This window comes from Kineosporiaceae bacterium (genome assembly GCA_016713225.1).
GTDB lineage: Bacteria > Actinomycetota > Actinomycetes > Actinomycetales > Kineosporiaceae > JADJPO01.
On the sequence record JADJPO010000001.1, the window covers coordinates 44,281 to 70,737 of the forward strand.

A 26,457-nucleotide genomic window follows, 5' to 3' on the forward strand; every position below is an offset into this window, starting at 1 on the left:
CGGCGTGGACGCGATGGTCAGTGCTGATGCCCCGTGACCGAGAACACGGCGAAGGGATCCACCGGCAGGGTGGCGCGGCGAGCGACGCGGCGCTCGGCCAGATCGACCACCAGCACCTCATCGGTACGCGGATCGCAGATCACTGCGTCTCCGTCGACCAGGGTCATGGTCGGCCGGGCCACCGTGAAATCGGTCGGCGGCGTCCATGCGGGAATCGCCGGCACGGACCCGGTGACCCGTCCGCTCACCTCGTCGATCAGGTGTACGGCACCATCGACACCGAGCACCACCACATCCCCGGAGTCATCCCGGGTGAAGGAGCCGAAGGCCCGGCCCAGGTCCACCAGCCGCATGGCCGCGGATCGGGTGTCGATCAGGGCCAACTCGGTGGAGCTGAAGTTGCCGACCACGACCGGGGAGTCCTCCGTTCCCGCCAGGGCACTCACCCGTCCGGTAGCCCCGGCCGGTTCCGTGACCTTGCGCACCGATCCTGTGCGATAGAGCACCACGCCGTCATCACAACCGAACGCCACGACACCCCCCTTGGCCGGCCCGTCCCCGTGCAGGCCTGGGCAGGTATCCCAGCGGGAGATCACCCGGCCGTCCTCCCCGATCCGCGCCAGGCCGACCCTGGCCGTGGAGCCGACGGCCGGCACGCTCACGAGGTAGCCCGACGGCAGCGGGACGGCAATGCCGTGGTGAGCCGCGAAGGGTGCCAGCACGTTCACAGCCAGTGCGCGGCGCTCCACCTGATCGTCCCGAAAGACCTGGATCACGCCGCTGCCGTCGTCGAAGACCGCTGTCTTGCCGTGCTCCCCGACGACGTGCCCGGGGGCACTGCCCGCCAGTCGGCCGGCTTCCAGGTGGGGCTGGGCGGCCCTGCCTCGACGGGCGGGATCACCGGTGTCGAGCAGGAGCACCTGACCGGTGGCCGCCGGGGTCAGCGCCACGTGGTGTCCCGTGCCGAGAGGTGAGACCCCGGGTCGGGCAGTCGTCGACACCGAGCCCACCGTTGACAACGTGCCGGCATCGAGGATGACTGCGCCTCCGGCATGGGACACCACGAGGCGTCCCGCAGATGCGGGCGTGGCCGCTGGGGGTCGCGGTGAGGCCCAGACCGGTGAGGCCGACCCGACCGAGCTGACCAGAGCGGCGCACAGACCGACGAGGACGGCGGAACGGGAGATGAGAGGTCGCGTCATGCCGTCAGGCTAAATGAAAAGCGTTGTCGTTATCAACTGTGTCGCCGCCGGGCAGGTTCAGCCCCAGGGCCGACAAGCGCCCTACTCGGAGGTGCGGGCCCACCCCGAGCGCCCACCCGTGGTGCGCTCATGCTCCTCAGGTGACGAGCCCGGGACTCGAAACAAGCCTCGAACGCGTCAGCCGCGGATCACGAGCAGTCACCCACGGAGCATGAGCGGGTTTGGTGGGGTTATTCGACGGTGACGGACTTGGCGAGGTTGCGGGGCTTGTCGATGTCCAACCCCCGGTTCAACGCCGCGTGATAAGCGAGCACCTGCAGCGGGATCGTGAGCAGGATCGGGTCCAGCTCCGGCTCGTTCTTGGGGACGACGACCGTGGGCACGTGGTGCTCCTCAGAGCCCAGCCCGGCGACGTCCACGCCGGGGTGGGTGATCGCCACCAGGGGGCCCCGCCGGGCCAGGACCTGCTCGGCGGCAGCCAGATTGCGGTCGGTGAGCTCGTCGTCCGGGATCAGCGCGATGGTCGGCATCTCGGGGCTGATCAACGCCAGCGGGCCGTGCTTCAGCTCACTGGTCTGATACGCCTCGGCGTGGATGTAGCTGACCTCCTTGAGCTTCTGCGCCCCCTCGCGCGCCACCGGGTAGCCACGCACCCGCCCGATGAAGAAGCAGCTCTGCGCCTCGGCCAGGCTCTTGGCCACATCGGCCAACTGCGCCTCGCCGTCCAGGATCTCGCGGATCTGGGCCGGTACCTTGCGCAGCCCGGCGATGATCCGCTGCCCGTCGGCCACCGACAGGTCACGCACCCGCCCCAGCAACAACGCCAGCAGCGCGAACGCGATCGCCATGGTGGTCAGCGCCTTGGTCGAGGCCACCGCCACCTCCGGCCCGGCGTGCAGGTAGATGCCGCCGTCCACCTCGCGGGCGATGGTCGAGCCCACCACGTTGACCACGCCGAGCACCGTGCCACCCTTGCGCTTGACCTCGGCGACGGCGAACGCGGTGTCGGCGGTCTCACCCGACTGCGACACCACGACGTAGAGCGTGTCCGGCTCGATGATCGGGTTGCGGTAGCGAAACTCCGAGGCCGGCTCGGCGTCCGCGGGGATGCGCGCCAGCTCCTCGATCATCGAGGCGCCCATCTGACCGACGTAGTACGCCGACCCGCAGCCCAGGATCTTCACCCGCTTGAACGCCCGCAGCTCGCGCGGGCCGAGATTGAGCCCGTCCAGCCGCGCCGTCCCGAAGCGCTCGTCGATCCGGCCGCGCATGACCGCGGCGGCCGCGTCGGGCTGCTCGTGAATCTCCTTGGCCATGTAGTGCGCGTACCCGGCCAGCTCCAGATCGCCGGCCTCGACCTCGATCTCGACCGGCTCGCGGTGTGTGTCGTCGCTCTCGCGCGAGAAGGTGCGATACCCGGTCGCCGACACCGTGGCCAGCTCGCCGTCGTGCAGGTGGATCACCGAGGTGGTGTGCCGCACCAGGGCCGAGACGTCGCTGGCGACGAACATCTCCTTCGCGCCCACGCCCAGGATCAGCGGAGACCCGTTGCGCGCCACCACGATCCGGTCCGGGAAGGCGGCATCCAGGACGGCGATGGCGTAGGTGCCCTCGATCTTCGTCAGCGCGTCGAGCACCTTGGCCTCGAGCGTGTCCGCACTCGAGCGCGCGATCAGGTGGGCGATCACCTCGGTGTCGGTGTCGGAGGCCAGCGGCACGCCGTCCTTCTCGAGTCGGGCCCGCAACTGGGGCGCGTTGTCGATGATCCCGTTGTGCACCACGCTGATCCGGCCGTCCGCACTGGCGTGCGGGTGCGCGTTCGGCTCGGTTGCCGGGCCGTGCGTGGCCCACCGGGTGTGACCGATGCCGGCCACCCCGCTCAACCGCTTCGGGACGGCGTTCGCCAGGTCGCGCACCCGACCCACCCGGCGCACGGTGGTGATCTCGGCCGCGGGCTCGCCCTTGGACGACCCCTTCGCGCCGGTCAGCACGGCCAGCCCGGCCGAGTCGTAGCCGCGATACTCCAGGCGCATCAGGCCCTCGATGAGCAACGGGGTGGCGTTCTGGCTGCCGATGTAGCCGACGATTCCGCACATGGGGGCAGGTCTCCTGAAGGGCTGGGTCAGCCGTAGATGATGCGGCGCAGTTGGCGCAGCGACAGGGTCGGTGGGGCGACCAGGCGGTGGGTCAGTTCCTCGGCGATCATCGAGAAGGCCTGGTCGTTCCGGACGCCGTGCGCCTGCAGGTGCGCGTGACGGCGCCGGACGTACCCCTCGACGTCCTCGCGGTAGTACGCCAGGACATCGTCGATCACCCGCGCGGCCTCACCGGGGGTCAGCCCGGTGCTGGCCGCGACGCGGTCGACGAGCTCAGGGGTCAACACCCAACCCACTGTGCACGCTCAGTGCGGTGATCACCAAAGATCTGCCCGAATTCGGGCAGGAATCCTCACCAAGTGGGGGATTGCTCACGGCCGCAACGACAGCGCCACCCGGCCGTGCGCCTGCAACGCGTCGTCCTCGGCGAAGGCCACCCAGCCACCCCGGCGGAGCACGGCCTCGATGAGCTCGTCCACCAGATCATCGATCACGTCAGGTGCGTCGAGGCCGTGCGGCTCCGGGTCGATCACCGTGTCGTCGGGGCCGAGTCGGGCCGGGTGGACGTAGCTCTCCTCCACCACGAGCATCTCGGGCCGCTCGGCGTGCGCGGCACGCCAGGCCGCCTGGATGCCCGAGGCCACCCGGCCCTCGCCCGCCCGACGGTGCAGCAGCTCGATCGCCTCCTGGTGCCGAGACACCAGGTACTGCTCGAGCACCACCCGGATCCGGGGCACCAGCTCGGTGGTGGGCGAGGTGACCAGGCTGCCGGGCACCCACCCGGCCAACCGACCCAGGTTGACCGACATCCGACGGAAGTCGGCCACCACCCGCTCAGTGCCCACCAGGACCAGGGGCGCCGGCTGGATACGGAGGTAGGCACCCAGCGCCCGGTCGACCTGCCTCAGGAAGGCCTTGCGGGCCTCGGGGCCGGTGGGCCGGCGGCCGGATCGACGGCCGCCACGACCTCGTCCGCGCTCGTCGTGCTCAGCGGTCGCGACCGGGAAGGCCCGGGTCTGCGCGGGGTGCAGCCGAGCGCCGATTCCGTCGAACAGCCGGGCCTCGTGAGCGCTCAACGCCAGGACGACGTGGCGCGGCGTCCGGTGCAGCGCCCGCACCAGGTCGCGCGTGGCGAAGGTGGGGTCGACGACGACCCGCTCCACCACCGGCAGATCGAGCTGCACCACGGAATGGACGGCCGCCGAGGCGAAGACCGCCAGGGCCTGGGTGGCCGGACCACGACAGGCGCTCTCGACCAGGTCGCGCAACGGGTTCACCACCGTCGACCGCACCCCGGGCAGGGCCTCGACCTCCACCAGTCGGCGTTCCGCCTCGCGCAGCAGGCCGTGCAGTCGGGCAGCGTCCTCGCGGAGCATGCGGGCAGCCGGTGTCGTGCTGAGCAGCAGGGACACACACGGGTGACCGGTCGCCGACTGCAGAGCGGTGACCAGGCGCGGCGTCACCCCGTTCACCGGCACCGCGGGCGAACTCTGCGGCGTCGGCGCGTCCGGGTGGTCACCGGACGAGGTGGTGCCTGCGCGATCGAGGTCGGCAGTGGTCATGACGGTCCTCCAGGGGTCGACGAAGCGGATGACAGATCGGACGACGGATCGGACGGGTTCTCGGAATCACCGGTGCGGGTTCGGGTTCGGGCCAGACTGGCCACGACGGACGTCGTGATCACGCTGGCGATCACGACCAGCGAGAGGGCAATCGGCACCTTGTAGACGTCGAGCAGCAGCATCTTCACGCCCACGAAGACCAGCACCACGGCCAGGCCCAGCTTCAGGTAGACGAACCGGTGGATGAGGTCGGCGAGCAGGAAGTACATCGCGCGCAGCCCCAGGATCGCGAAGGCGTTGCTGGTGAAGACCAGGAACGGCTCGCGGGTCACCGCGAAGATCGCGGGGATGGAGTCGACCGCGAAGATCAGGTCGGTGGTCTCGATCAGGATCAACACGGTGAACAGGGGCGTGGCCACCCAGCGCCCGTTCTCTCGGACCCAGAACCGGGTTCCGTGCCAGGTCTGGGTGCTGGGGATCAGCCGTCGGGTGAGCCGCAACACGCGATGGTTGGCCGGGTCGCCGTGATCGTTCCGGTGCCGGAACATCTGCACCCCGGTCACCACGAGCAGTGCCCCGAACAGATAGAGCACCCACGCGAAGGCATCGATCAGCGCCGCGCCGGCGGCGATGAAGCCCGCGCGCATCACCAGCGCACCCAGCACCCCGTAGAACAGCACCCGGTGCTGGTACTCCCGCGGCACGGCGAAAGCGGTGAAGATCAGGGCGAAGACGAAGACGTTGTCGACGGCGAGGCTCTTCTCGATCAGATACCCCGCGTAGTACTCCCCGGCCGCCTGGGCGCCGAAGAGTGCCCACACCACGCCACCGAAGGCCAGGCCGAGGGCGACCCACACCCCGCTCCACACGGCGGCCTCGCGCACCGGCACCACGTGGGCCCGGCGATGGGCGAGCAGGTCGACGGCGAGCATCACGGCGATGACGGCGAGCACGGTGAGCCAGAGCCACAGCGGAACATCCATCGGCAAACCTCCGGTCGACAGGTGCTGACCGAAGGTCTCTCCCGACGCCACCGCGCCCACCCCGGCCGGGCCTGCTCGACAGTGCTCTGTCAGCGCGCCGTACTGACGACCGGGACGTCTCGGGATACTCCCCTTCGTGGCCGAGGATCATCTCGACCAGTGATATGAGTTTCAGGTAATCTCTTTCAGGTGTCAAGCGCGACCTGGACCTTTCTCAGCAACCACGCCCACGTGTTGCTCGCGGTCTCCCGCGAGCCCGAGATCCGGGTCCGAGACCTGGCCGCGCAGGTCGGGGTCACCGAGCGACGAGTGCAGACGATCGTCGCCGAGCTGGAGGACGAGGGATACCTGGCCCGGCACCGGATCGGCCGGCGCACGCACTACCAGCTCCTGTCCGGTCGGCCGTTCCGACACCAACTGGAGGCAGGGCGCAGCGTGGACGACCTCCTCGCGCTCTTCTCGGCGTCGCGATCTCGGGCTCGGCACGCCCTGGCCGACAGCTGACCGACAGCTCACCCCAGACCGACCGGACGCCGCTGTGCCAGGGTGGCAGGGTGTCGTCCCCCGACCTGCTCGCCGCCCTGACCGCGCCGGACGCCGTCGAGCGCCCGGACGCCGTGACGATCGCCGGCCGCACCCTGGCGTCGCCGGACCTGCTCGACCGCGCGGGCGCGGTCGGCGAGCGCATCGCCGGGGCGGGCACCGTCGCCGTCCATGCCACGCCCACCCTCGAGACGGTGATCGCGGTGGTCGGTGGCCTGCTCGCCGGCGTACCCGTGGTCACGCTGCCGCCCGACTCCGGGCCGGCCGAGCGCGCCCATCTGCTGCGCGACTCCGGCGCCGAGCTGGTGCTGACCGGCGAGGACAGGCAGACCATGCCCACTGAGACGACTACGCCCACCACGACCACCACGACCGACCTCGGCCTGCCGGTGATCACCGTGGCCGACCTGCCGCGGGCGCCCTCGGCCGGCTGGTCACCGGCGAGATCACCGGACGACGCCGCGCTGTTGATCTACACCAGCGGCACCACCGGGGCACCCAAGGGCGCCATCCTCGGACGCCGGGCGCTGGCCGCCGGGCTCGACGCGCTGGCCGAGGCCTGGCAGTGGACCGCCGCCGATCGGCTGGTGCACGGCCTGCCGCTGTTCCATGTGCACGGTTTGGTCCTGGGGGTGCTCGGCGCGCTGCGGGTGGGGTCGCCGGTGGTGCACACCGGGAGACCGACCCCCGAGGCCTATGCCCACGCCGCCACCGAGTCCGCTGGCACGCTCTACTTCGGCGTGCCCACCGTCTGGTCCCGGCTCGTCGCCGAACCCGCTGCAGCACAGGCACTTCGGGGTGCACGACTACTCGTCTCGGGCAGCGCTGCACTGCCGATTCCGGTCTTCGACCGCTTGGAGTCCCTCACCGGCCACCGCGCCGTCGAGCGCTACGGCATGACCGAGACGATGATCACCCTGTCGACCCGGGCGGACGGCGAGCGCCGTCCGGGATGGGTCGGCCTGCCGGTGCGCGGCGTGAGCACCCGGCTGGTGCACGAGGGCGCGGATGTGCCGGACGACGGCACCACCCCGGGGGAGATCTGGGTGCGCGGCCCCATGCTGTTCTCCGGCTATCACCACCGGCCCGAGGCGACCGCGGCGGTGCTGGACGCCCAGGGGTGGATGCACACCGGCGACATCGCCGTCCGCGACGCCGGCGGCATGCACCGGATCGTCGGGCGGGCCAGCACCGACCTGATCTCCTCCGGCGGCTACCGGATCGGCGCCGGCGAGGTCGAGGACGCCCTGCTCGCCCACCCCGCCGTGCGAGAGGCGGCCGTGATCGGGACACCGCACCCCGACCTGGGCGAGGCCGTCACCGCATTCGTCGTGGCCGACGGCGTCGGGGCCGAGGCGCTGAGTGCGTTCGTCGCCCAGCGGCTGTCGGTGCACAAGCGGCCGCGCGTCGTCCAGCTGGTCGATGCCCTGCCGCGCAACGCCATGGGCAAGGTGGTCAAGAGCCGACTCACGAGCTGATCGCCGGATCATCCCCCCCGTTCGGGAAAGGTGATCCCGTGATCATGCAATCCGTGCACAAAACGTGCACGGATTGCATGATCACGGATGGGTCAGCGGGCGGTCAGCGACCCCTCGGCGGCGCCTCAGCGGCCCAGTGAACGGATCACCACTCGGCCACCGGTGCCCGGATCGGGCAGGGCCGGGATCAGGATCCGGTTGCGGCGCAGGTCGTAACCGATGTCCGCGGCGTTCTGGAACCCGCCCGCCACCTGCACGATCGACCCGTCGCGGCGCACCAGGTAGATCACGGCTGCCGTCGCGTTGGAGAAGTCGACCCAGCTCGACACCAGCACGCCTCGCGGAGTGATCTCGACGCCGTCCAGCAGACCGGTCGGCAGGGTGATCACGTTCGACTTCCGGCCGGCGGCGTCCAGGGTGAACATCTCGCGGGTGCCGTCGAACGGGTCGTAGGTGACCACCAGCAACCGGCCGTCCGGGCGCACCGTGACCCCGTTGGGGTGATGCAGCACCGCATTGCCCGCCGCCACCACGCTGACCGCGCCACGCGGCGAGACCCGATAGACCGCATCGGTGCCGCTGGGGCCGAACGCCGGGACGGTGGTGAACCCGATGTCGGTCACGTACACGGTGCCGTGCTCGTCACTGGCCACGTCGTTGAGGAAGGTGGCGTTCGGGAAGGCGATGCTGCCGCGGGGCGCCCCGGTCGCTGCATCGAAGATCCGCAGCTGGTCGATGTCGGCCACGTACAGCAGGCCCCGGGCGATCGCCATGCCCTTGGGCGCGTTGAGTGTGACCCCCCGGACGCCGCCGGCGATCCAGCGCGCGGCCAGCACTTGACCGTCGGGCGCCACCCGGGAGATGAAGCCGGTGTTGTCGGTGTCACGCGGGCCGTTGGTGATGTTCGAGACCAGGTAGACGTCGCGACGGGTGTCGTGCAGCACCGACTCGGGCCGATCGAAGATCCCGCTGATCACGATGTCCGGGGTCGGACGCGACGGGCTGGTGCCCACCGCTGCGGGGGCACTCGGGGCCATCCCCAGGGACAGCGATGCCACGGCCGCCAGCGGAACGATGCGACGCAGAACCTTCATGGCCACTCCCGGAGCTCGCGGCGCTGCCCGCCGCACGGTCGATGATCGGCTGAGGGGGAAGCTAGCACGAACGGGTGATGTAGATCACGCCTTGTCGGAGCGCGATCACGCACCGGCGCCGTCCGAGCCGACGCTGGGCGCCCATCGGCCGGGACGTTGGCAACTGTCACCACCGCGATCACGGGCGTAGGCCTGGAACTGCCGCTCCGTCGGCGCGTCCACCCTCCGGCCTGTCCTCGATCCGTCGAGCCTCGGCGAACCTGGCGAGCGGCATCTGCTGTGGGGGGAGTTCATCATGAGAGTCCGATCCATCCTCGCCCTCGGTGCCGCGCTGGCGATGAGCCTGGCCGTGGCACCCGCCTCGGCCGCACCCGTATCGAGCGGGCCGGCGCATCCCGTGCCGGTGAGTCGGGTGGCTGCACCGGCAGCACCGGCACAACATGGTCCGACCGCGCGCCTGGTCACCACGTTCGACAAGGGCATGGCCGGCGCCTTCGCCGAGAGCATGGCCGTCGCTCGGGACGGCACGCTCTACGTCGCGGTGACGACCTGGAGCGCCACCAGTTGGAACACCGGTCAGGTGTACCGGGTCACCCCGGCCGGACGGCGGACCCCGTTCGGTCCGGCGATCACCGGTGGCCTGATCACGGGGCTGGCCTTCGATCAGACCGGCCACCTGTTCGTCGGGCTGGCCGCCTGGCAGGAGCCCGGTCTGCCCACCATCAACCCCGGGGTGTTCCGGATCGACCCGAACGGGCGCGCCACCCGGGTGCTCACGCTGCCCAACGGGGCGATGGGCACGGCGGCGTTCCCCAACGGCCTCGCCGTCCACGGCCGCTACCTGTACGTGGCGGACAGCGTCGGCAAGATCTGGCGCACCCGGACCGATGCCCGCCGCGTCGTCACGCCGAGCCGGCCGTGGCTGAGCTCGACCGTGCTGACCGCGAGCGCCGGGCACTTCGGGCTGAACGGCATCACCTTCCGCGGTGACGTGTTGTACGGCGTGGTCTACGACTCCGGCCTGGTCGTGCGGGTGCCGGTGACCCGCCGCGGCACCCCGGGACCGCTCAGCATCATGGCCCGCAACACCCTGCTGAAGACCGCGGACGGCATCACGTTCGATGCCATCGGCCGGCTGTGGGTGACTGCTACCCGCAGCGGCACCGTCGGTAGCGGCGCACTGCTCACCGTCGACCGGACGGGCCGGGTGCGGCTGGTGGCCGAACACACCAGCTGGCTGGACTACCCGACCCAGGTGGTGTTCGGCGTGACAGCTCGTGACCGCGCCACGCTCTACCTCACCAATGGCGCGTTCGAGTCGGGCAAGGCTCCGACCGTGGTGGCGCTGACCCACGTCGGCGTCCGAGGCTGAACCCGAGATCACCGTTGGATCGCAGAATCCCCCCGGTGAAGCGGAGGAGACTGCGATCCAACGGTGATCATGGTTGTGGGGGTGGGGGACCCGGGTGGGCAGGACGTAGCCTCGGCACATGACCGACCCGACCGCCGGCCTTCTCAGCGACCTTCTCCCCGACCTGGACCGGCACACCCAGGCGCTGCTCGCCACCGTCGCCACGCTCACCGACGACGACCTGGGCGCCGACTCGCTGTGCACGGGGTGGACCCGCGGCCACGTGCTGAGCCACATCGCGCGCAACGCCGACGGCCTGACCACGATGCTCCGGGCCGCCCTCGACGGCACCGGCGAGACCATGTACGCCAGCGTCGAGCAGCGCGAGCTCGACATCGAGACGGGGGCACGGCGTCCGATGGTCGATCAGCTCGCCGACATCGCCTCGTCCGCCGCCACGCTGGACGGCGCGCTGCGCCGGCTGCGCCCCGAGCACGCCGACCTGCAGGTCGAACGCACCCCCGGCGGCCAGCGGGTCAGGATCGGCAACGTGCCGGCCATGCGGCTGCGCGAGGTGGTCTACCACCACGCCGATCTGGCCGCCGGGTTCGGCTTCGAGGACCTCGAACCCGCTCTGCTGCACCGGTTCACGAAGCTCGAGATCACGCTCTGGGACGACGCGGCGCGGTCGGGCACGGCCACCGGGGTCCAGCTGCGCGCCGACGACGGCAGCACCTGGACGGCGGGGGACGGCGGCCAGCTGATCGAGGGATCGCCCGGAGCCCTGCTGGCCTGGCTGGCCCGCGGCGTGACCGACGGGGTCCGCGCCGGCACGGTGCCCCCGCGGCCCGCCTGACCTCGCCCGACCGCATGCCGGTGACGACGCGCGCCACCGCCCGCCACGGCTACCGGCTGCGGCGTTGGAGCCGGCGCGTCCGGGGTCTGACCGGTGGCGTCCTGGTCCTCGTGGGCGGTGTCGCGATGTGGCTCGGTTTCCTGGGCGGCGTGCTGGCCTTCTTCGTGGTGCTCGACACCAGCTCCGGGCTCGATCCGCAGCTGCGCCCCCAGATCCTGACCGTGTGGCTGTGGGTGGCCGCGGTGGCCATCTCGGCGCGCGTCTCGGCCCGCACCCTGCGGAACACCCCCCGTCGCATGGTCTTGTGGCTGAGGCGGTTTCGGCACACGGACTCCATCCGGGCGGTCTCCAGCGCGCTGGATCACCTGGGGTACTCCTGGCGCGTGGTCACCCTGGACGACGCCACCGCTCAGCCCTACGGCGCGGCCGCGGGGCTGCGGCTGGGTGTCTCCGCGGCGACCGTCGTCCAGCGGGCCGTGACCGCAGGACAAAGGTGGGCCTCCGTGTGGGGGGTCTGGGTGGCGCGGGGATACGCCGCAGCCTGGGTGGTGCTGATCGGGTGGACGGTGTGGCAGGGCGAGCCGCTGACGGTGCTGGATTCCCTGGCCGGCGACTGGAGGCAGTGGCCGGTGCCCTGGACGACCGGTGCCGCACGGTTGCTCGCCGGGGCAGGGATCGCGTTCTTCGTCGGGCTCCTGGCCTTCGTCGCCGTCACCCTCGTGCTGATGCTGTTACTGCCCCTGATCATGTCGGCCGGGTCCGTCGGCACCGGGGTCCGGGCGGCCGAACAGCACAAGCGGCAACAGGTGGCCACCCTGGCCGGGCTCGCCGAGGTGTCCGAGACCGTCGCCACCGCCTCCCGTGCCGCCCTGGCCCCCGATTGATCGTCGTCACGGTCGAGTCGGCGATCTGGCGTGAGGCGGTGCTCGCCTTCGCCCGGTCGGCCGAAGCCCTCCTGCTCGACGTCTCGGCCGCCTCCGAGGCCCTGCTCTGGGAGGTCCGGGAGCTGGGCGCAGGCGGCGTCCGGCTGGTGTTCGTGGGCGAGCAGGCCGCGGTCGAACGACTGGTGACGGGTGACGACGCGACCCTGACGCCGCCCGAGCTGGCGTTGCGCGAGGCGCTCGAGGGCGGCGAGATCCTCACGTATCGCCCCACCGCCTGGGGCCGGGTGCGATTCCAACGGGCGCTCTACGGCACGCTCGAGGCGACGGCATCACCTCGGGTGAGCCTGGTGGCCGCGCGCCGCTGGGCTGTGGCCGTCGTCGCGGTGGGCATCGTGATCGTCGGTCTGCACGAGATCGTCACGACCATGCGAGCCTGGCCGTGGGGTGACCTCGTCGCCTGACGAGAAGACCGACAAGAGACTGAGAAGAGACCGAGAAGAGACGAGGTGGAACGAGAAGGGTGGAGCGTACCGGGCTCGAACCGGTGACCTGTTGCTTGCAAAGCAACCGCGCTACCAACTGCGCCAACGCCCCAAGGCAGGAATCAGCGTACGGCGTCGAGACGCCGTAGAGCGACTCCGTTGTGCTCGTCCGTGCTCGTCGGTGCTCGTCCGGCTGCGTGAGGCCTACTTGACCGGGTCGGTGACCTCGGCCCACAGCTCCTGCTCGGCCTTGCCGGCCTCGACCTTGCGCCACACGGCAAACGCTGCAGCGGCGGCCAGTGCCACGGTCACGATCTTCTTCACCGGAACTCCCTCAGGTCACGATGCCCGCCCGGCGTGGGCGAGGGGCGACGCGTCCGACCGTACCGCGCCCACGCCGAGATGTCCGATCCAGCGCCCCACCCGAACGGGCGTCCCCCGGTCGGGTCAAGGCGAGAGGCGGGGCAGCCGACTCAGACGACATGACAGGCGACGGATCCACCCCCCGACCCCGGCCGACGACGTCGCGGCCCGCGCCCACCTCGCGCCCTGCGCCGCTCTCCGCGTCGTCCGGTTCGTCATCCGGTGCGTCGTCCGGCTCGGCGGGTCGGCGGCGCTGGCGGCACCGCGCCGCGGTCGCCGGCGGCGTGCCGATCGTGCTGTTCGGGCTGCTCACCACGATGACCCAGACCGACGCCGCCCCGAACGCCCCAGCGGTCGGTGGCGCAGCGGCCGGCCCCGGCATCGCCCCGGCCACCGTGTCGCGGGCGGGGATCAACGACGCCGCGACGCGCGGCGGCGCGAACTGGGCGCCCGCCCCGGCGACCCTCACCGGGCTGCGCACCCTGGCCACCACCGACAGCCGCGGCCTGCGCCTGCTCACCAAGGACGGCGTCCGCAGCTTCATCGCCGGCGTCGACCTCGGGGTCACCACTCCCGGCCATCAGCCCGGCGAGCTGTCGCCCGAGGCAACCGACTACCGGCGCTGGTTCGACCAGATGGGCCGGCTGGGCATCCGCGCGGTACGGATCTACACCATCCACCGGCCCGAGTTCTATGCCGAGCTGGTGCGCTACAACCAGCTTCACCCCAAGGACCCGATCTACCTGGTGCAGGGCATCTACATCCCGGACGAGACCTACCTGAAGGGCGGCACGCTGTACGACCCGGTCACCGATGACGGCTTCGCCGGCGAGATCGCGGACGCCGTCCGCGCCGTCCACGGCACCTTGAACCGCAACCGGCTGCCCGGGCGCGCCTGGGGCCGCTGGACCGCGGATGCCTCGCCCTGGGTGATGTCGTGGATCATCGGCGTGGAGTGGGACCCCCACGCCACCCAGCGCACCGACGCCCGGCACACCGACGCGCCGCCGGTCAACGGCCGTTACTTCCGCTCCACCGCCGGCGCGACGCCGACCGAGCGCTGGATCGCCAAGCACATGAACGCCCTGGCCCAACTGGAGGCAGCCCACGGCCGGTCGATGCCGATCGCGTTCGCCAACTGGCCCACCATGGACCCGCTGCACCACCCCGCCGAGCCCAACCCCGAGGAGGACCTGCCCGGGGTCGACGCCAACCACGTGCTGCCCACGCTGGCCTGGCCGGGCGGCACCTTCGCCAGCTATCACGCCTACCCGTACTACCCGGACTTCCTGCGCTACGAGCCCGAGCTGCAGACCCCGCAGCTCACCGGCCCCGCCGTGGGCACGGTCGACCCGTACGCCGCCTACCTGAGCGCGTTGAAGAAGCACCACGCGCCCATGCCGGTGATGATCACCGAACTGGGCGTGCCGTCGTCCCTCGGGTCGGCGCACACCGGAACCCGCGGCCGCGATCAGGGCGGGCACTCCGAAGAGGAGGCGATGGCGATCAACGCCTCGCTGCTGCGCCTGGTCAAGGGCCAGGGCCTGTCGGGAGCCTTCCTGTTCGCCTGGACCGACGAGTGGTTCAAGTTCACCTGGAACACCATGGAGCACCAGGCCCCGCGCGATCGGCGGCAACTCTGGCACGACGTGATGACCAACGAGCAGTACTTCGGCCTGGTCGCCACCGACCCGCAGCGGCTGCCCGGCGCTCACGTCGAACAGATCCCGGACGGCGGCAAGATCGCCAAGGTGACCCTGGACGCCGACGCGTCCTTCGTCTACGTCGACGTCGCCTACGCGTCCGCGGCCCGGGAACCCCTGATCGTCAGCGCGGACGTCGTGCCGGGCAACACCGGGCGCACCAGCGACGGCGAGAGCGACTACCGGGTCGAGATCGACCCGCGGGCCGGCAACGGCCGGGCCCTGGTCCGCGCAGCGCTCGACCCGGCCCGGCTCGACACCTGGGAGCCGCTGCCGCAGGACGGCGAGCCGTGGCACCTGTACCGGTTGATCACCAACCGCTCGTACGCCGGGGTGACCGACTCGACCATGGAATACCAGGACGTCGGCACGCTGGTGCGGGGCCGCTGGGACCCGGCCGACCCCGGCTACAACTCCCTGGCCACCTGGCGCGCCGGGGGTGACACCGTCCGGATGCGGATCCCGTGGGCGATGCTCGGCTTCGCCGACCCGTCGAGCCGCACCGTGCTCGGTGCCGGCGATCCCGCCACCACCCAGACCGTCTCGGGCATCACGCTGAGCTTCTCGGTGGGTGGTTCGGTGCCCTATCGCACCCGGTTCACCTGGCCGACGTGGACCGAGACCCGCTACGCCGAGCGGGCCAAGGCCGGCCAGGCCCAGGTGGGGGTGGCGTTCGCCGCGCTCAACCGGTGAGAATGCTCAACCGCTGAGGGGCTATCCGGCGTACTCCGAGGCCAGGAACAGCGCCCGCCGGGGGCAGGCGCTGATCGCCGAGCGGGCCGCCCGCAGATCGCGGCCGCCCACCTCGGTCGGGGGCAGCACCGGGTAGCCCCACGAATCGACCCCGATCACCCCGGGGGCGACGTGGGCGCACATCCCGATGCCCTCGCAGGCAGTGGGGTCGATCCTGACCCGGTCGGTGGCATCCCCGAGTCGACGGCGTCCGCTCATCACGCCACCTCCCGGCCGGGGATCGGCATCACCGCGATGTTCGTGTGGCTGCACCCGGCACCGGCGAGGTGATCGTCGATGTCGTCGGCGAAGACCCGCAGTGCCGACAGGGTCAGGTTCACGGCGGCGTCCGGTAGGGCGCAGGCACCGCGGCGGGCGACCTCGCCCGAGATCCGCGCCAGGTGCTCGGCGTCGCTGCGCCGGGCGGTGCCTCGGGCGATCCGGGTCCAGGTGTCGGCCAGCGCACGGGTGCCGAACAGACAGGGTCCACACTGCCGCGCGCTGGAATCGGCCAGATACGTGGCGATCGCCGCGGTCTCGGTCACGCCGCAGGCGTCCACCGGCAGCGGGGCCAGTACTCCCGCGCCCAGGGTGACATCGCGGGGCGCCACACCGGCCCCGGGCGCGCGGCGGCGGTCGAGCCCACCCAGGTGCAACCCGGCCGCCTCGTCCCAGCGCAGCCAGGTGCCGCCGTAGCCACCGATCAGGACGGCGCGCGGCGCCGTCCAGTGCCCGTAGCGGTCGAGCACCGCGTCGGCGACCGTGCGCTCGGGGGCGAGTTCGCGCACCGTGAGCACCTGCTGGTCGGCCGGGGTGCGACCGAGCACGGTCACCAGGACTCCGGGCATCGGGGCGTGGGTTCCGGTGCGGGCCAACAGGGCAGTGCGGGCCAGGGTCTCGACGTTGTGCACCAGCGTGGGCATGCCGCCGATGCCGCCGCCGGCGGCCACGGGTATCGCCCGGAACCACGGCAGGGTCGGGCCGCCGTCCAGTGCCCGGACGACGGAGTTCGCCTCGCCGGTCAGGTAGCGGTCGGGCCCGGTGGCGATGGTGATGGGCAGTTCGGCCAGCCCGGCGTCGCGCCGTTCGGCCAAGGCCCGAGCCACCGCGGCACGGGTGGCGTAGGCGCTGTCGTGCAGCCACACCACCGCGCGGGTGGCACCGATGACCTCGGCCACACAGACCAGGCCGTCGAGCACCACGTGGGGACGATGCTGCAGCAACGCGGCGTCCTTGGCGCTGGCGGGCTCACCCTCGGCACCATTGGCCACCACGACGATGTCGCCGGGCGGGCGGCCGGTGCTGCTGCGCGCAGCCAGCTCGTGCACCGCCCTGATGACGGTGCGCCACTTGGCTGCCACCGGGAACTGCGCACCACCGCGACCGGCCAGGCCGCTCTCCTCGACGATGCGCAGCAGCAGCGCGCCACCGTGACCGGTGGTCATCGGGCGTGGGCCGTAACGGGCCACGTGGTCGGCCAGCAGATCGACGGGAGGGCCGAACACGCAGTCGCGGTGGTCGGCACCGAAAACCGCCTCCTCGTCGAGGAGGGCGTGACCGGGGGCCAGCCAGGTCGGCGTCCGGGGTGCCTCGGTCGAGCCGATCGGCACGTCGGCGGATCGTGGTGGGGTGACCGAGGCCCGGGGGATCCGGCGATCGGAGGACAGCTGGGCGCCCAGGGACAACGGTCGGGTCTGGTCGGGGGCGAAGCGCAGGGTGCGCGTCCGCGGGAAGCCGTCCAGCAGATCGCCGAAGGCCGCCTCCGGGGCCGAGGACAGGTCCTGACGTTCGAAGGCGGTGGTCACGCGACCTCCTGGGTGTACTCGGCGACCAGGTCCGCGGGGGTGCGCACGACATAGCGCGACGCCGCGAGCACCACCACCCCGACCGCGGTCACGGCGTACAGCCAGCCGAGGGTGCGGGTGTCGATGCCGGTGTAGACGCCGTGCAACCAGGCGAGCACCAGGCTGAGCGCGGACACCTTGTGGATCGGCCACCACACCTTGCCTGCCCAGCGACCGGCCGCCGAGGCGGTGATCCCGGCCAGGATGCCGGCGTAGGTCGCGATCACCCCGAGGGTCACCGGGACCGGGCGATACTGCGAGGCCATCGGCAGGAAGGCACCGGCCCACCCGACCTTGGCATAGTCGTCGGTGGCCAGCACCACGATGTGCAGCACGAGGAAGGCCAGGGTGAACACGGCCAGGCTGACGTGGATCCGGATCCGGACGATGGTGGCCGGACGACGCCACTTGGTGCGCCACGGGTGCGAGAGCACCAAGCCGAACACCACCAGGGCAACCATGAGCAGGTAGGCACAGATCCCCGAGGCGCGTCCCAGGATCCAGGGCGCGTTCTTGTCCCCCGCCACGGACTGGGCGGCGGTGCCCGCGAGCCAACCCGAGAGCCCGGTCGAGACGGCGATCAACGCGATGGTGCGCCAGGACGCGGGGCGCCGGGTGCCCAGGTCGAGTCGTGGCCTCTCGCCGCCGGTCGTGGACCGCGGGGTGGGGACGGCGAGGCGCGGCAACCCCTGGTGTGGCGTGGCAGGTCCGGTGCGGCCGCGCCGAGGGCGGCTCATGAGCCGTCGCGGGTCGTCAATGGACATGGGATGCACTCCAGATGATGTCGTCGCGGATGGCCTCGCTGGCTTCGAGCCGACCGGATTCGTCGACCCAGAGCGCCGGCAGGACCTTGGCGTGCGCGAGCTCGGCGATCCGGTGGCGTCCGGCGATCAGCAGGGCCTTGCTCCAGACCTCGGCCCGAGCGGGGTCCGAGTCGAGCACGGTCACCGATCGCAGCCCGGTGTCGGCGCTGATCCCCGTGCGAGGATCGACCAGGTGGTGCACCTGGCGGCCGTCGACCTGCCAGGTGCGCTTGCGCAGCGAGGAGGTGGCGCAGCCGATGTCGGTGACCTCGAGGACGGCGACCGGCTCGGAACCGCCGAGCGGATCCTCGACGCCGACCCGCCATGGCCCGCCGTCCGGCCCGGGCCCGCTGAGGGCACAGTCACCACCCGCCTCGACCAGGTAGCCGGCGCCGGCCTCGAACAGCAGGTGTGCGGCCCAGCGCACCGCCAACCCCTTGCCGATGCCGCCGAGGTCGATCGGAACCGGTCCCACCGCCACGGCGCGGTGGTGTCGATCCAGGCCCGGTGCCCACGGCGCCGTCCCGGTGGAGGTCCGGGCGGATGTCCCGAGAGCTGTCCCGCCGGCCGTCCCCGAGGTCACGGGGACGATCGAGGGGATGTCGTCCGGGGTGCGGCCGGCCGACAGCCGCACCGGGCCATCCCCGAACGGCAGCGTCCGGTCGTAGCCCATCGCGACCAGTGAGGTCAGCACCCGAGGGTCGAACAGGCCCTCGGTCTCGAGGTGAGCCCCCGCCGCCTCGGCGATCGCGAGGTAGCACTCCTGCGGCACCTCGCACCACTGATCGGCCGCGGCGTTCGCCTGCATCAGCGCGCTGGTCGGGTCGAACCGGGTGCAGGTGCGCTCGACGCGCACGAACACCTGCTCGGCCTCGGCCAGCAGCGCCGCCGCCCGCGCCCCGGGCCCGACCACCTGCAGGGTGACGTCGGTGTTCATGGCCCGGAACCTGCGGACGAGGGGGACCAGCCCCTCCGGAGAGGGGCTGGTCGAGGTGATGCCAGGACTCATCGCCAGGTCCGTCACGACCCACCGGTGCTGGCGGTGGTTGTCGGCGCAGGCGCAGGCGCCGGCTTCGTGGTGGTCGGCGCGGGCGCCGGCTTCGTCGTGGTCGGGGCAGGAGCCGGCTTCGTGGTGGTCGGCGCCGGAGCCGGAGCGGTTCCGGTGGGTGCCGGTGCCGGGGTGGTCGCGCCACCGGTCGGCGGGGTGGTGGTGCCGGTGCCGGGCGCCTTGCCCCGCAACGCGGCGACGTCCTTGCGCAGCGCGGCCACCTGACGGCGCATGGTGCGGACCTGAGCCACCTGGGCCCTGATCTGACGCTCGAGGTCCTTGTCGCGGGGCGAGCTCTTGTGCTCCCCCTGGACCGCGGCGCTGGTCAGCGCCGTGTTGGTGGCGGCAGCAGGAGTCGAGGGCAGCACCGGGTCGTGGTCGGCCGTCCAGCCCATGGTGCCGGCGAAGACAGCGGCCGAAGCCGGCGCCAACAACGCCGCGGCAGACCAGCGCGAGTGGCGGCCGACCTCGGGGGTGGTGGTGTCAGTCATCGTCGCCAGACTCCTTCTTGTCGCGCTTCTCGTCATCGTCGTCATCGTGGGAGGTGTTGCCGGTCGCGGAGCCGCCACCGGTGGAACCGCTGGACGATCCGCTGGCCCCGGTGCTGGTGTGCGTCGAGGGGCGGTGGTCGCGGGGGTGGTCTGGGACGATCCGCTGGACGATCCGCTGGCCCCGGTGCTGGTGTGCGTCGAGGGAGCAGCGGTCGCGGGGCTCGATTGGCCGGGACCGCCGGACCAGTCGCCCGAGTGGTCCTCTTGGTACCAACCCCCTTCGTGGGAGTGTTCGTGGTCGGAGCCCGGCACCGCAGGCCCGGAGGCACTCGGCGACGGGCTGGTGGACGTACCGGGCAGTCCGCCGGCCACACCCTCGGCCTTGGCCAGCGCGATCTCCTGCTTCAGCAGGTCGGCCTCGGCAGCCAGCTTGGCGTTCTCGGACGTCAGCTGATCGAGGGCCTTCTGAAGCCCGGACCTCGCGGTGGAGGCGCCCTTCGCAGACCCTCCGAGTGACTGCGAGGTCACGGCTGTGGACGCGGCGGATGCCGTTCCTGTGGTCAGGCCCAGTGCCACCCCCGCACCGCCCAGTAGTGCGGCGGTCGCGGCGGCGGTTGCACCGACCCGACGTGAGTGATTCATCGACATACCTCATACCCTCGGAGGGCTGGATGAGGAATCCGCGAAGAGGACCATGAGAGGGCTCTCATGGTCCGATCAAGCGGTCCTCTTCACGCGGACGGCGTCACGTCCCGCAGCCGGTACCCGGCGCCGCGCAGGGTCTCGATCCGTTCGGCACCCACCTTGCGCCGCAGGTACCGGATGTAGACGTCCACCACGTTGGAGCCCGGGTCGAAGTCGTATCCCCAGACCTGGCTGAGCAACTGCTCGCGACTGAGTACCTGCCCCGGGTGGCGGATCAGGGTCTCGAGCAGGGAGTACTCCCGGGCCGACAGGTCGATCTGCCGTCCGGCGGCCAGCACCCGCCGGGAGCTCGGATCGAGGGCCAGATCGCCGTAGCGCAGCACCGAGGGTTCGGGAGCGCGGCCCTCCGAACGCAGCCGCAACCGGATCCGGGCCAACAGCTCCTCGAACCGGAACGGCTTGGGCATGTAGTCGTCGGCACCGCTCTCGAGGCCGGCGACGGTGTCGTGCACGCCGGTGCGGGCCGTGAGGATGATCACCGGCAGCGCACTGCCGCCGCGGCGGAGCTTGCCCAGGACGGCGAAGCCGTCCAGCAGCGGGAGTCCGATGTCCAGCACCAACAGGTCGTGGTCGCCGCTCACCGCCTCGTCGTAGGCCGCCTGACCGTCACCGACGACGGTGACGGTGTAGCCGCTGGCGCGCAGGCCCTTGTCGATGAACGAGGCGATGCGCGCCTCGTCCTCGGCGACCAGGATGCGGCTCATGCCAGCGTTCCGTTCTCGGGTCCGGCCGTGCAGGTCACGATCTCATCCTCACGCTGGACGTCGGTGGGCCGTTCTGGTGCCCGCTCTGCTTGTCGGGCCAGGGAGAGGGTGGTTGCGTCCGGGCGACGACGGTCAGCGGCATGATCAGGGTGAACCGGGCTCCTGGTTGCCGACCGGGCGGGGTCTCGGTCGGCCTGCTGAGCTCGACCGTGCCGCCATGGGCCGCCGCGATGCTGGAGACGATCGACAGACCCAGCCCCGAGCTGTGGGTCTCACCCCGGGACACCCCGGCCCGACCGAACCGGGCGAAGATCCGCTCGGCGTCCTCGGGGGCCACGCCGGGGCCGCTGTCGCGGACCCAGAGTTGTACCTGCCCGCGCGAGAGGACGCCCCCGACGGCGACCACGTCGTCCGGTTGGGTGTGCCTCACCGCGTTGTCGGTGAGCTGCAGCATCGCCTGCGTGAGGCGATGAGCGTCGGCGACCACGACGGCGTTGATCGTGGAGTCGAGCACCCAGTGCCGATCGGCCAGCGCCTGGGCCTTGTCGAACACGTCCCGCAGCAGGCGGTCGAGATCGACACTCTCGAAGCGCACGAAGTCGGGCCGCCCGGTCTGGGCCAGCACGATCAGGTCGTTGACCAGGCGACCCATGCGGTCGAGTTCGTCCATCACCAGGTCGCGGGTGGCTTCGACCTCCGCCGGGTCGGCCGGATCGAGGACCTCGAGGTGGCCCTGCACGATGGTGATCGGGGTGCGCAGTTCGTGGCCGGCGTCGTCCAGGAAGCGTTGTTGGGTGTCGAAGGCGCCGGCCAGCCGATCGAGCATCGCGTTCACGGTGCGGGTCAACTGCGTCACGTCGTCCCGCCCGGTCACCGGGATCCGCGTGTTCAGGTCACCCGGTGAGATCGCCTGGGTCGCCTCGCGCAGCACCCGTAGCGGCCGCAGCAGTCGGCCCGCGACGAGCCAGCCACCAACGCCGATGATCACCAGGGCGATCATGGCCAGGACGGCGAACTGGGTGGCGCTGGTGGTGAGCCGTTCGAGGGCGGGCTTCAGGCTGATGGCCACGACCAGCGAGCCGACCTGCTTGCTGCTGCTGTTCTGTAGTTGCATCACGACGTAGCGCACCGGCCCGGCGGTCACGGAGTCGAGCTGGCGGATGCGGGTGGGGGCGTCGGGTGGCAGGGCGGCCACCTGGGCCAGCAGGTCCGGCTCCTTCGTGATCTGGAACGCCGGGTCCGAGGTGACGAAGGTCAGGTTGCCGTCGATGAAGCCTCCGACCACCTCGCCGTCGACCGGGACATGTTGGCCCATGACCGCCTGCAACAGCTCACTCATCGACTGACTGGTGTTCTGGTCCACCTCCTGGCGGAACTGGCCCACGTCGGCCAGCAGCACCGAGTCCAGGTGATCGATCAGCTGGCGACGCTCGAACACCGTGAAGGCCGAACCGGCGAAGGCCATGCCCAGGGCCGCGAGCAGCAGCACCGTGGCCAGGATGCGAGCACGGACACCGATCGTCAGCCGACGCTCAGTCGTCATCCTTGTCCGTATTGCGGGTGGAGCGCGAGCTCGTGGACTTGTCGTCGTCCTCGTCGTCATCGTCGGAGCTGACGGTCCGAACGCGCGTCGGCTGAATCGTCTGCGGGGCCGGCGTGCTCGTGGGCCCGGTGGTGGGTCGGGTCGTGGGATAGGTGGTCGTCCCGACCGGCCGCGCGGCGGTCGAGGTTGTGGGCTGCCCCGTCGGGCGAGCCACGGAGGTGCTGGTGACCCCGGTGACGGTCGACGACGTGGGTGGCGCGTGACTCGCGGCGTCACCGATGATCACGGCCGTGGATCCCGAGGACGGCTGCGACGTCGCGCCCGGAGAGCTGGTGGTGAAGGCGACCGGGGCGGTGTGATCCGCATCCGGGTCGGTCTCGGCGGTCGATGACCCGGCCGTCATCGGCGGCGCCGTGGGATCGGCCATCATCACCGTGCCGTCGGCGCGAATCACCAGAGCGGGGCTGACGATCCGGCCGTCAGGTTTCGGCGTGATGACCGAGGCCCAGGCTGCCGGGCCCCAGACGACGCCGGCACCGAGCAACGTGGCTCCCACGACGCCGACCTGCCACCCACGCATCACACCATCCTCGACCAGCTACTCGACAGCGACTGTGACAGCACGATGAGAGTCCTCTCATCGTGCCGACACGATCAACCGCGGATGTTGCCCCAGGTCAGGCTCTGGTAAACGGCCTCTGAACGGGGGTTGGCCCCGTACCCGTGAATCGTGTAGGCGGGATCGCCACCGAAGACCACGTTGAAGTAGGCCATGTACAGCATCTTGCCGGCCGCCGCCGCAGGGATCTTCGCACCGATCTGCCAGGTGGCGGTGTTCGCGTGCTGGGCAGACCAGGTGTGGACCGCGGTGATCCACTCAGGTGAGTCGCCGCCGCCGTCCGGCTTCAGACCCCACTCGGGCAGACCCATCGGCTTGCCGTGCTTGGCCGCGTACTGGCGCCACGCCTCGATGCCCAGTGGGCTGCCGCCGCGCCAGCTGGTGGAGCTCGGGTCTTCGCTGTACCCGTCGTGGTAATAGTCCGGCGCGATCACGTCGACCACGTCGTCACCGGGGTAATAGGTGTCGACGGGGACGCCGGAGTGGTCGCCGGAGTTCGGGCACCAGACGATGTAGGCCTCGGGCAGCGCCTCGCGCAGGATGCCGGCGTACCGCCGGAAGGCCGCCTTGAAGTCACCGACATTGCCGGAGTTGACGGACCACTCCGGGAACCAGGTGCCGTTGAACTCGTGGAACGGCCGCAGGAAGGTCGGCCCGCTCGCGCCCTTGCGCACCGAGGCGATGGTCTGGGCGGCCTGGCGCCAGCGCGCGTCATAGGCGCCGTCGGCGGCGGCGGAGTAGTTCTCGCCGCTGCCCAGCACGGTGCCGCCGACGGCGATGTCGATGGCGCCCTTCCAGCCGGAGTAGTTGGCGGTCAGGCCGGACACGGTGCGCTGTTCCTCGTCGGAGCCGTCCGCCCACGTGCCCACGATGCTCAAGGGCTCGCCCTGCCAGGCCGCGAAGCTGCCGTCGGCGACTCCGACGCCACCGGCACCGGCGTACCAGCCACCCATACGGCGTCCGTCGAGGACGACGCCGGACCGGCCGGCCGGCTTGGCCGCGGACTTCGTCCCGGTCGCCTTCGCGGTGGGCTTGCCACTGGTGCGGGCTCCGGGTGAGGCCGTGGGTGATGGTGTGCCGGACACACCCGCCGAGACGCTGGGCGTCGCGCCGCCGATCAGGCTCAGCGGCGGCACCGAGGACGAGACGCTGGCCTGGGGTGTCTGGGCCAGAGCGGTCTGCAGATCGCGCTCGGACGTGCGCTGGGTGAGCGCCACCACCACGGCCCCCGAGACCGTGAGCACACCGACCGTGGCCACGGCCGCCAGGCGCATCCGGCGCGAGCGTCGACCTGCGGCCCGGGTGTCCCGCTGGGTGCGGCGTCCGGCTCGGGTGACCGGGGCGTCGAGGTCGAGTTCACCGACGGCGCCGGCGGCGGCCGTGCGCGCGGCACGGCGGCTGGACGGCGGTCCGGGAGGGGCGGGGCGGCTCGAGGCACGGGTCGGCGGGGTGGCGCTGGTCGATGAGGCGGCGGGGGCGCCGGCCGGTGACGCGGCGGGGGACCGGAAGTCGATGATCGCGGTCGTGCCCGGCTCCACCGGGGTCAGGGCACGTCGACGAGGAGCCGCCGACCGAGCGGTTCCTGCCGATTCAGAGGTTGACGTGGACGCAGAGGTTGACGTTGACGCAGAGGTTGGTTCGAGGGCCAGTTCAGGGACCAACAGCACGGGCATCGCGTCAGCCACACGGCCGGCCTCGACCTCGGCTGCCGTGCTGCGCGCGCGCCGACGTCCGGAGCGCGAGGCGGGTTCGGCCGAGCTCAGGTGCAGGGCGAGCGTCGAGGTGTCGCGACGGGAGCGTCGAGCGCGACGGCCGGAGTCCGGCTCTGCACCCAATCCAACTCACCTCAGCTCGAAGATGACATGACGTAGTGATCTGAACACGTAGGGCAAGTACTGCGAATCACCCAATCGAACCGAAACGCTACCAGGGGCCGGAGCTGCACGGACCCGGAACCAGCGGCGCCCAACCGGACTCTGACCAGCGTCTTTGCGAATAATTAGGGTTCCCTTGAAGATCCTCGGAAGGCCCGGCGTGCCGGGTCACATCCTGGGCGCCACCTCGCCGATCACCGGGTGGCGGCTCGAGTCGGGGGGCCGTCTCGTCTAGCGTTCGGCTGTCACCGGCGGGAGGGAACCACGATGAGGATCGTCGGTCTGTTCGCCGGCATCGGTGGCATCGAAACCGGCTTTCGGGCCGCGCTCGGCGAAGCGGCCCACACCGAGCTGCTGTGCGAATGGTGGCCCCCCGCGCAACGCGTGCTGGCGGCGCGGTTCGGTGAGGTGCCGCTGCATCCGGACGTGCGTGAACTGCGTGAGCTCCCCGCCGGGATCGACGTGCTGGCGGCCGGGTTCCCGTGTACCGATCTCTCCCAGGCAGGGCGGACGGCGGGCATCACGGGAGGCCAGTCGGGCCTGGTCGGACACGTCTTCGAGGCCCTGCGTCTGACCGCGACCAGGCGCCGCCGGTTGCCGTGGCTGGTGATCGAGAACGTGCCGAACATGCTGTCCCTCGACCGGGGGCAGGCGATGCGCTACCTGGTCGGTGAGCTCGAGGCGCTGGGATACCGCTGGGCCTATCGCGTGGTCGACTCCCGCTTCACCGGGGTGCCACAGCGTCGACGACGAGTCCTGCTGGTGGCCTCCGCCGACCACGACCCGCGGGAGGTGCTCTTCGCGGACGAAGCGAGCGAGATGGTCGAGACGGGGCAGCACGCCGAGGATGCCTACGGCTTCTACTGGACCGAGGGCCGCAGCGGCCTCGGGTGGGCGCGGGACGCCGTCCCCACCCTCAAGGGCGGTTCGACGCTCGGCATCGCCTCACCCCCGGCGGTCTGGGTGCCGGGCGCGCCGCCGGGACGGCGCCTGGTCACCCCGCAGATCGAGGACGCCGAGGCGCTGCAGGGGTTCGCCCGCGGCTGGACGGCGCCCGCCGAGGATGCCCCCCGCCGCAACGGGCCGCGGTGGAAGTTGGTCGGCAATGCGGTGACCGTCGGGGTGGCCAGGTGGCTGGCCGGCCGGATCGCCGAGCCGGGCGAGGTGTTACCGCTGCCGTCCGAATCGTGGTCGGGCAGTCGATCCTGGCCGACCGCGGCCTGGGGTGAACGCGGGCAGGTGTGGCGCATGGCGGCGTCGGAGTACCCGCGGCTGGAGCCGTATCGCCACCTGCTGGACGTGATGGACGCCGAGACCGCACCCGCGCTGAGCCATCGGGCGGCCGCCGGGTTCCTGGGGCGGCTGCAGCGCGGAAACCTCGGGCGTCACCCCGGCTTCCGGGAGGACGTGGCCCGGCATGTGGAGCTGACCGAGCCGAGGGGGGCAGGACTCGCCGCGGAGGCAGCCTGGACGGGTGGCAGGTGATCCACCACCGGC

24 protein-coding genes and 1 tRNA gene are annotated in these 26,457 nt (G+C 71.5%); 9 read left to right on the forward strand and 16 right to left on the reverse strand.

Features of this window, described 5'->3' with window-relative positions; genetic code table 11:
* Positions 1 to 17: 17 nt before the first annotated feature.
* From IPK24_00195 to IPK24_00215, 5 genes are all read right to left on the reverse strand, one after another.
* Entirely contained in the window at positions 18 to 1,202 is a 1,185-nt protein-coding gene (locus IPK24_00195) for a hypothetical protein (protein ID MBK8073994.1), read from the reverse strand.
* Positions 1,203 to 1,432: 230 nt separating this feature from the next.
* Positions 1,433 to 3,298, reverse strand: a complete 1,866-nt coding sequence (glmS, locus tag IPK24_00200; GenBank protein MBK8073995.1) for a glutamine--fructose-6-phosphate transaminase (isomerizing) — start codon at positions 3,296 to 3,298, stop codon at positions 1,433 to 1,435.
* Positions 3,299 to 3,324: 26 nt separating this feature from the next.
* Positions 3,325 to 3,585 (reverse strand): hypothetical protein, encoded by a 261-nt coding sequence (locus tag IPK24_00205; protein ID MBK8073996.1) that lies wholly within the window; start codon positions 3,583 to 3,585, stop codon positions 3,325 to 3,327.
* Between the two features lie 84 nt (positions 3,586 to 3,669).
* Complete coding sequence (locus tag IPK24_00210) at positions 3,670 to 4,860, reverse strand: hypothetical protein (protein ID MBK8073997.1); 1,191 nt, start codon at positions 4,858 to 4,860, stop codon at positions 3,670 to 3,672.
* Positions 4,857 to 5,843 carry a TerC family protein gene (locus IPK24_00215; protein MBK8073998.1) on the reverse strand — a complete coding sequence of 329 codons (987 nt, stop codon included), beginning with the start codon at positions 5,841 to 5,843 and terminating at the stop codon, positions 4,857 to 4,859. The genes IPK24_00210 and IPK24_00215 overlap by 4 nt, the downstream gene beginning before the upstream one ends.
* 189 nt (positions 5,844 to 6,032) lie before the next feature.
* On the opposite strand from IPK24_00215, the gene IPK24_00220 reads away from it, so the two are divergent.
* Complete coding sequence (locus IPK24_00220; protein ID MBK8073999.1) at positions 6,033 to 6,347, forward strand: MarR family transcriptional regulator; 315 nt, start codon at positions 6,033 to 6,035, stop codon at positions 6,345 to 6,347.
* A 50-nt stretch (positions 6,348 to 6,397) separates the two neighbouring features.
* Positions 6,398 to 7,864: an acyl-CoA synthetase gene (locus tag IPK24_00225; protein MBK8074000.1), complete on the forward strand. Its 1,467-nt coding sequence runs from the start codon at positions 6,398 to 6,400 to the stop codon at positions 7,862 to 7,864.
* Between the two features lie 125 nt (positions 7,865 to 7,989).
* On the opposite strand, the gene IPK24_00230 is transcribed toward IPK24_00225, so the two are convergent.
* The gene (locus tag IPK24_00230; protein MBK8074001.1) at positions 7,990 to 8,958 is read right to left on the reverse strand and encodes an SMP-30/gluconolactonase/LRE family protein; all 969 of its coding nucleotides are present in this window, start codon (positions 8,956 to 8,958) and stop codon (positions 7,990 to 7,992) included.
* 295 nt (positions 8,959 to 9,253) lie between these two features.
* On the opposite strand from IPK24_00230, the gene IPK24_00235 reads away from it, so the two are divergent.
* The 4 genes from IPK24_00235 to IPK24_00250 all read left to right on the forward strand — a co-directional run bounded on the left by IPK24_00235 (position 9,254) and on the right by IPK24_00250 (position 12,510).
* Positions 9,254 to 10,330, forward strand: a complete 1,077-nt coding sequence (locus tag IPK24_00235; protein ID MBK8074002.1) for a hypothetical protein — start codon at positions 9,254 to 9,256, stop codon at positions 10,328 to 10,330.
* A gap of 118 nt (positions 10,331 to 10,448) precedes the next feature.
* On the forward strand, positions 10,449 to 11,165 hold the full coding sequence (locus tag IPK24_00240; protein ID MBK8074003.1) for a maleylpyruvate isomerase family mycothiol-dependent enzyme: 717 nt from the start codon (positions 10,449 to 10,451) through the stop codon (positions 11,163 to 11,165).
* Positions 11,166 to 11,185: 20 nt separating this feature from the next.
* Positions 11,186 to 12,049: a hypothetical protein gene (locus IPK24_00245; GenBank protein ID MBK8074004.1), complete on the forward strand. Its 864-nt coding sequence runs from the start codon at positions 11,186 to 11,188 to the stop codon at positions 12,047 to 12,049.
* A complete protein-coding gene (locus IPK24_00250; protein MBK8074005.1) occupies positions 12,046 to 12,510 on the forward strand; it encodes a hypothetical protein in 465 nt (154 codons plus the stop codon). Before IPK24_00245 ends, IPK24_00250 begins: the two co-directional genes overlap by 4 nt.
* Positions 12,511 to 12,570: 60 nt before the next feature.
* Here the strand turns inward: IPK24_00250 and IPK24_00255 are convergent.
* Positions 12,571 to 12,643 (reverse strand) — tRNA-Ala (locus IPK24_00255).
* Between the two features lie 370 nt (positions 12,644 to 13,013).
* Between IPK24_00255 and IPK24_00260 the strand changes: the two genes are divergently transcribed.
* The gene (locus tag IPK24_00260) at positions 13,014 to 15,290 is read left to right on the forward strand and encodes a hypothetical protein (protein MBK8074006.1); all 2,277 of its coding nucleotides are present in this window, start codon (positions 13,014 to 13,016) and stop codon (positions 15,288 to 15,290) included.
* 21 nt (positions 15,291 to 15,311) lie between these two features.
* Here IPK24_00260 and IPK24_00265 read toward each other — a convergent pair whose 3' ends face one another.
* The 5 genes from IPK24_00265 to IPK24_00285 all read right to left on the reverse strand — a co-directional run bounded on the left by IPK24_00265 (position 15,312) and on the right by IPK24_00285 (position 19,515).
* Positions 15,312 to 15,548: a ferredoxin gene (locus IPK24_00265; protein MBK8074007.1), complete on the reverse strand. Its 237-nt coding sequence runs from the start codon at positions 15,546 to 15,548 to the stop codon at positions 15,312 to 15,314.
* Positions 15,548 to 17,134 carry a proton-conducting membrane transporter gene (locus IPK24_00270; GenBank protein MBK8074008.1) on the reverse strand — a complete coding sequence of 529 codons (1,587 nt, stop codon included), beginning with the start codon at positions 17,132 to 17,134 and terminating at the stop codon, positions 15,548 to 15,550. Before IPK24_00270 ends, IPK24_00265 begins: the two co-directional genes overlap by 1 nt.
* Positions 17,131 to 17,937 carry a ferric reductase-like transmembrane domain-containing protein gene (locus IPK24_00275; protein ID MBK8074009.1) on the reverse strand — a complete coding sequence of 269 codons (807 nt, stop codon included), beginning with the start codon at positions 17,935 to 17,937 and terminating at the stop codon, positions 17,131 to 17,133. The genes IPK24_00270 and IPK24_00275 overlap by 4 nt, the downstream gene beginning before the upstream one ends.
* Positions 17,927 to 18,913, reverse strand: a complete 987-nt coding sequence (locus tag IPK24_00280; GenBank protein ID MBK8074010.1) for an FAD:protein FMN transferase — start codon at positions 18,911 to 18,913, stop codon at positions 17,927 to 17,929. Before IPK24_00280 ends, IPK24_00275 begins: the two co-directional genes overlap by 11 nt.
* 83 nt (positions 18,914 to 18,996) lie before the next feature.
* On the reverse strand, positions 18,997 to 19,515 hold the full coding sequence (locus tag IPK24_00285) for a hypothetical protein (protein MBK8074011.1): 519 nt from the start codon (positions 19,513 to 19,515) through the stop codon (positions 18,997 to 18,999).
* Positions 19,516 to 19,633: 118 nt separating this feature from the next.
* Here IPK24_00285 and IPK24_00290 point away from each other — a divergent pair, with 118 nt between their 5' ends.
* Positions 19,634 to 19,969 (forward strand): hypothetical protein, encoded by a 336-nt coding sequence (locus IPK24_00290; protein ID MBK8074012.1) that lies wholly within the window; start codon positions 19,634 to 19,636, stop codon positions 19,967 to 19,969.
* A 277-nt stretch (positions 19,970 to 20,246) separates the two neighbouring features.
* Here IPK24_00290 and IPK24_00295 read toward each other — a convergent pair whose 3' ends face one another.
* The 4 genes from IPK24_00295 to IPK24_00310 form a co-directional block, all read right to left on the reverse strand.
* On the reverse strand, positions 20,247 to 20,924 hold the full coding sequence (locus IPK24_00295) for a response regulator transcription factor (GenBank protein MBK8074013.1): 678 nt from the start codon (positions 20,922 to 20,924) through the stop codon (positions 20,247 to 20,249).
* A 34-nt stretch (positions 20,925 to 20,958) separates the two neighbouring features.
* A complete protein-coding gene (locus IPK24_00300) occupies positions 20,959 to 22,467 on the reverse strand; it encodes a HAMP domain-containing protein (protein MBK8074014.1) in 1,509 nt (502 codons plus the stop codon).
* Complete coding sequence (locus IPK24_00305) at positions 22,457 to 23,047, reverse strand: hypothetical protein (protein ID MBK8074015.1); 591 nt, start codon at positions 23,045 to 23,047, stop codon at positions 22,457 to 22,459. The genes IPK24_00300 and IPK24_00305 overlap by 11 nt, the downstream gene beginning before the upstream one ends.
* A 74-nt stretch (positions 23,048 to 23,121) precedes the next feature.
* Positions 23,122 to 24,624 carry a hypothetical protein gene (locus tag IPK24_00310; GenBank protein ID MBK8074016.1) on the reverse strand — a complete coding sequence of 501 codons (1,503 nt, stop codon included), beginning with the start codon at positions 24,622 to 24,624 and terminating at the stop codon, positions 23,122 to 23,124.
* Positions 24,625 to 25,227: 603 nt separating this feature from the next.
* Here IPK24_00310 and IPK24_00315 point away from each other — a divergent pair.
* A complete protein-coding gene (locus IPK24_00315; protein MBK8074017.1) occupies positions 25,228 to 26,445 on the forward strand; it encodes a DNA cytosine methyltransferase in 1,218 nt (405 codons plus the stop codon).
* The last annotated feature ends 12 nt before the right edge of the window (positions 26,446 to 26,457 follow it).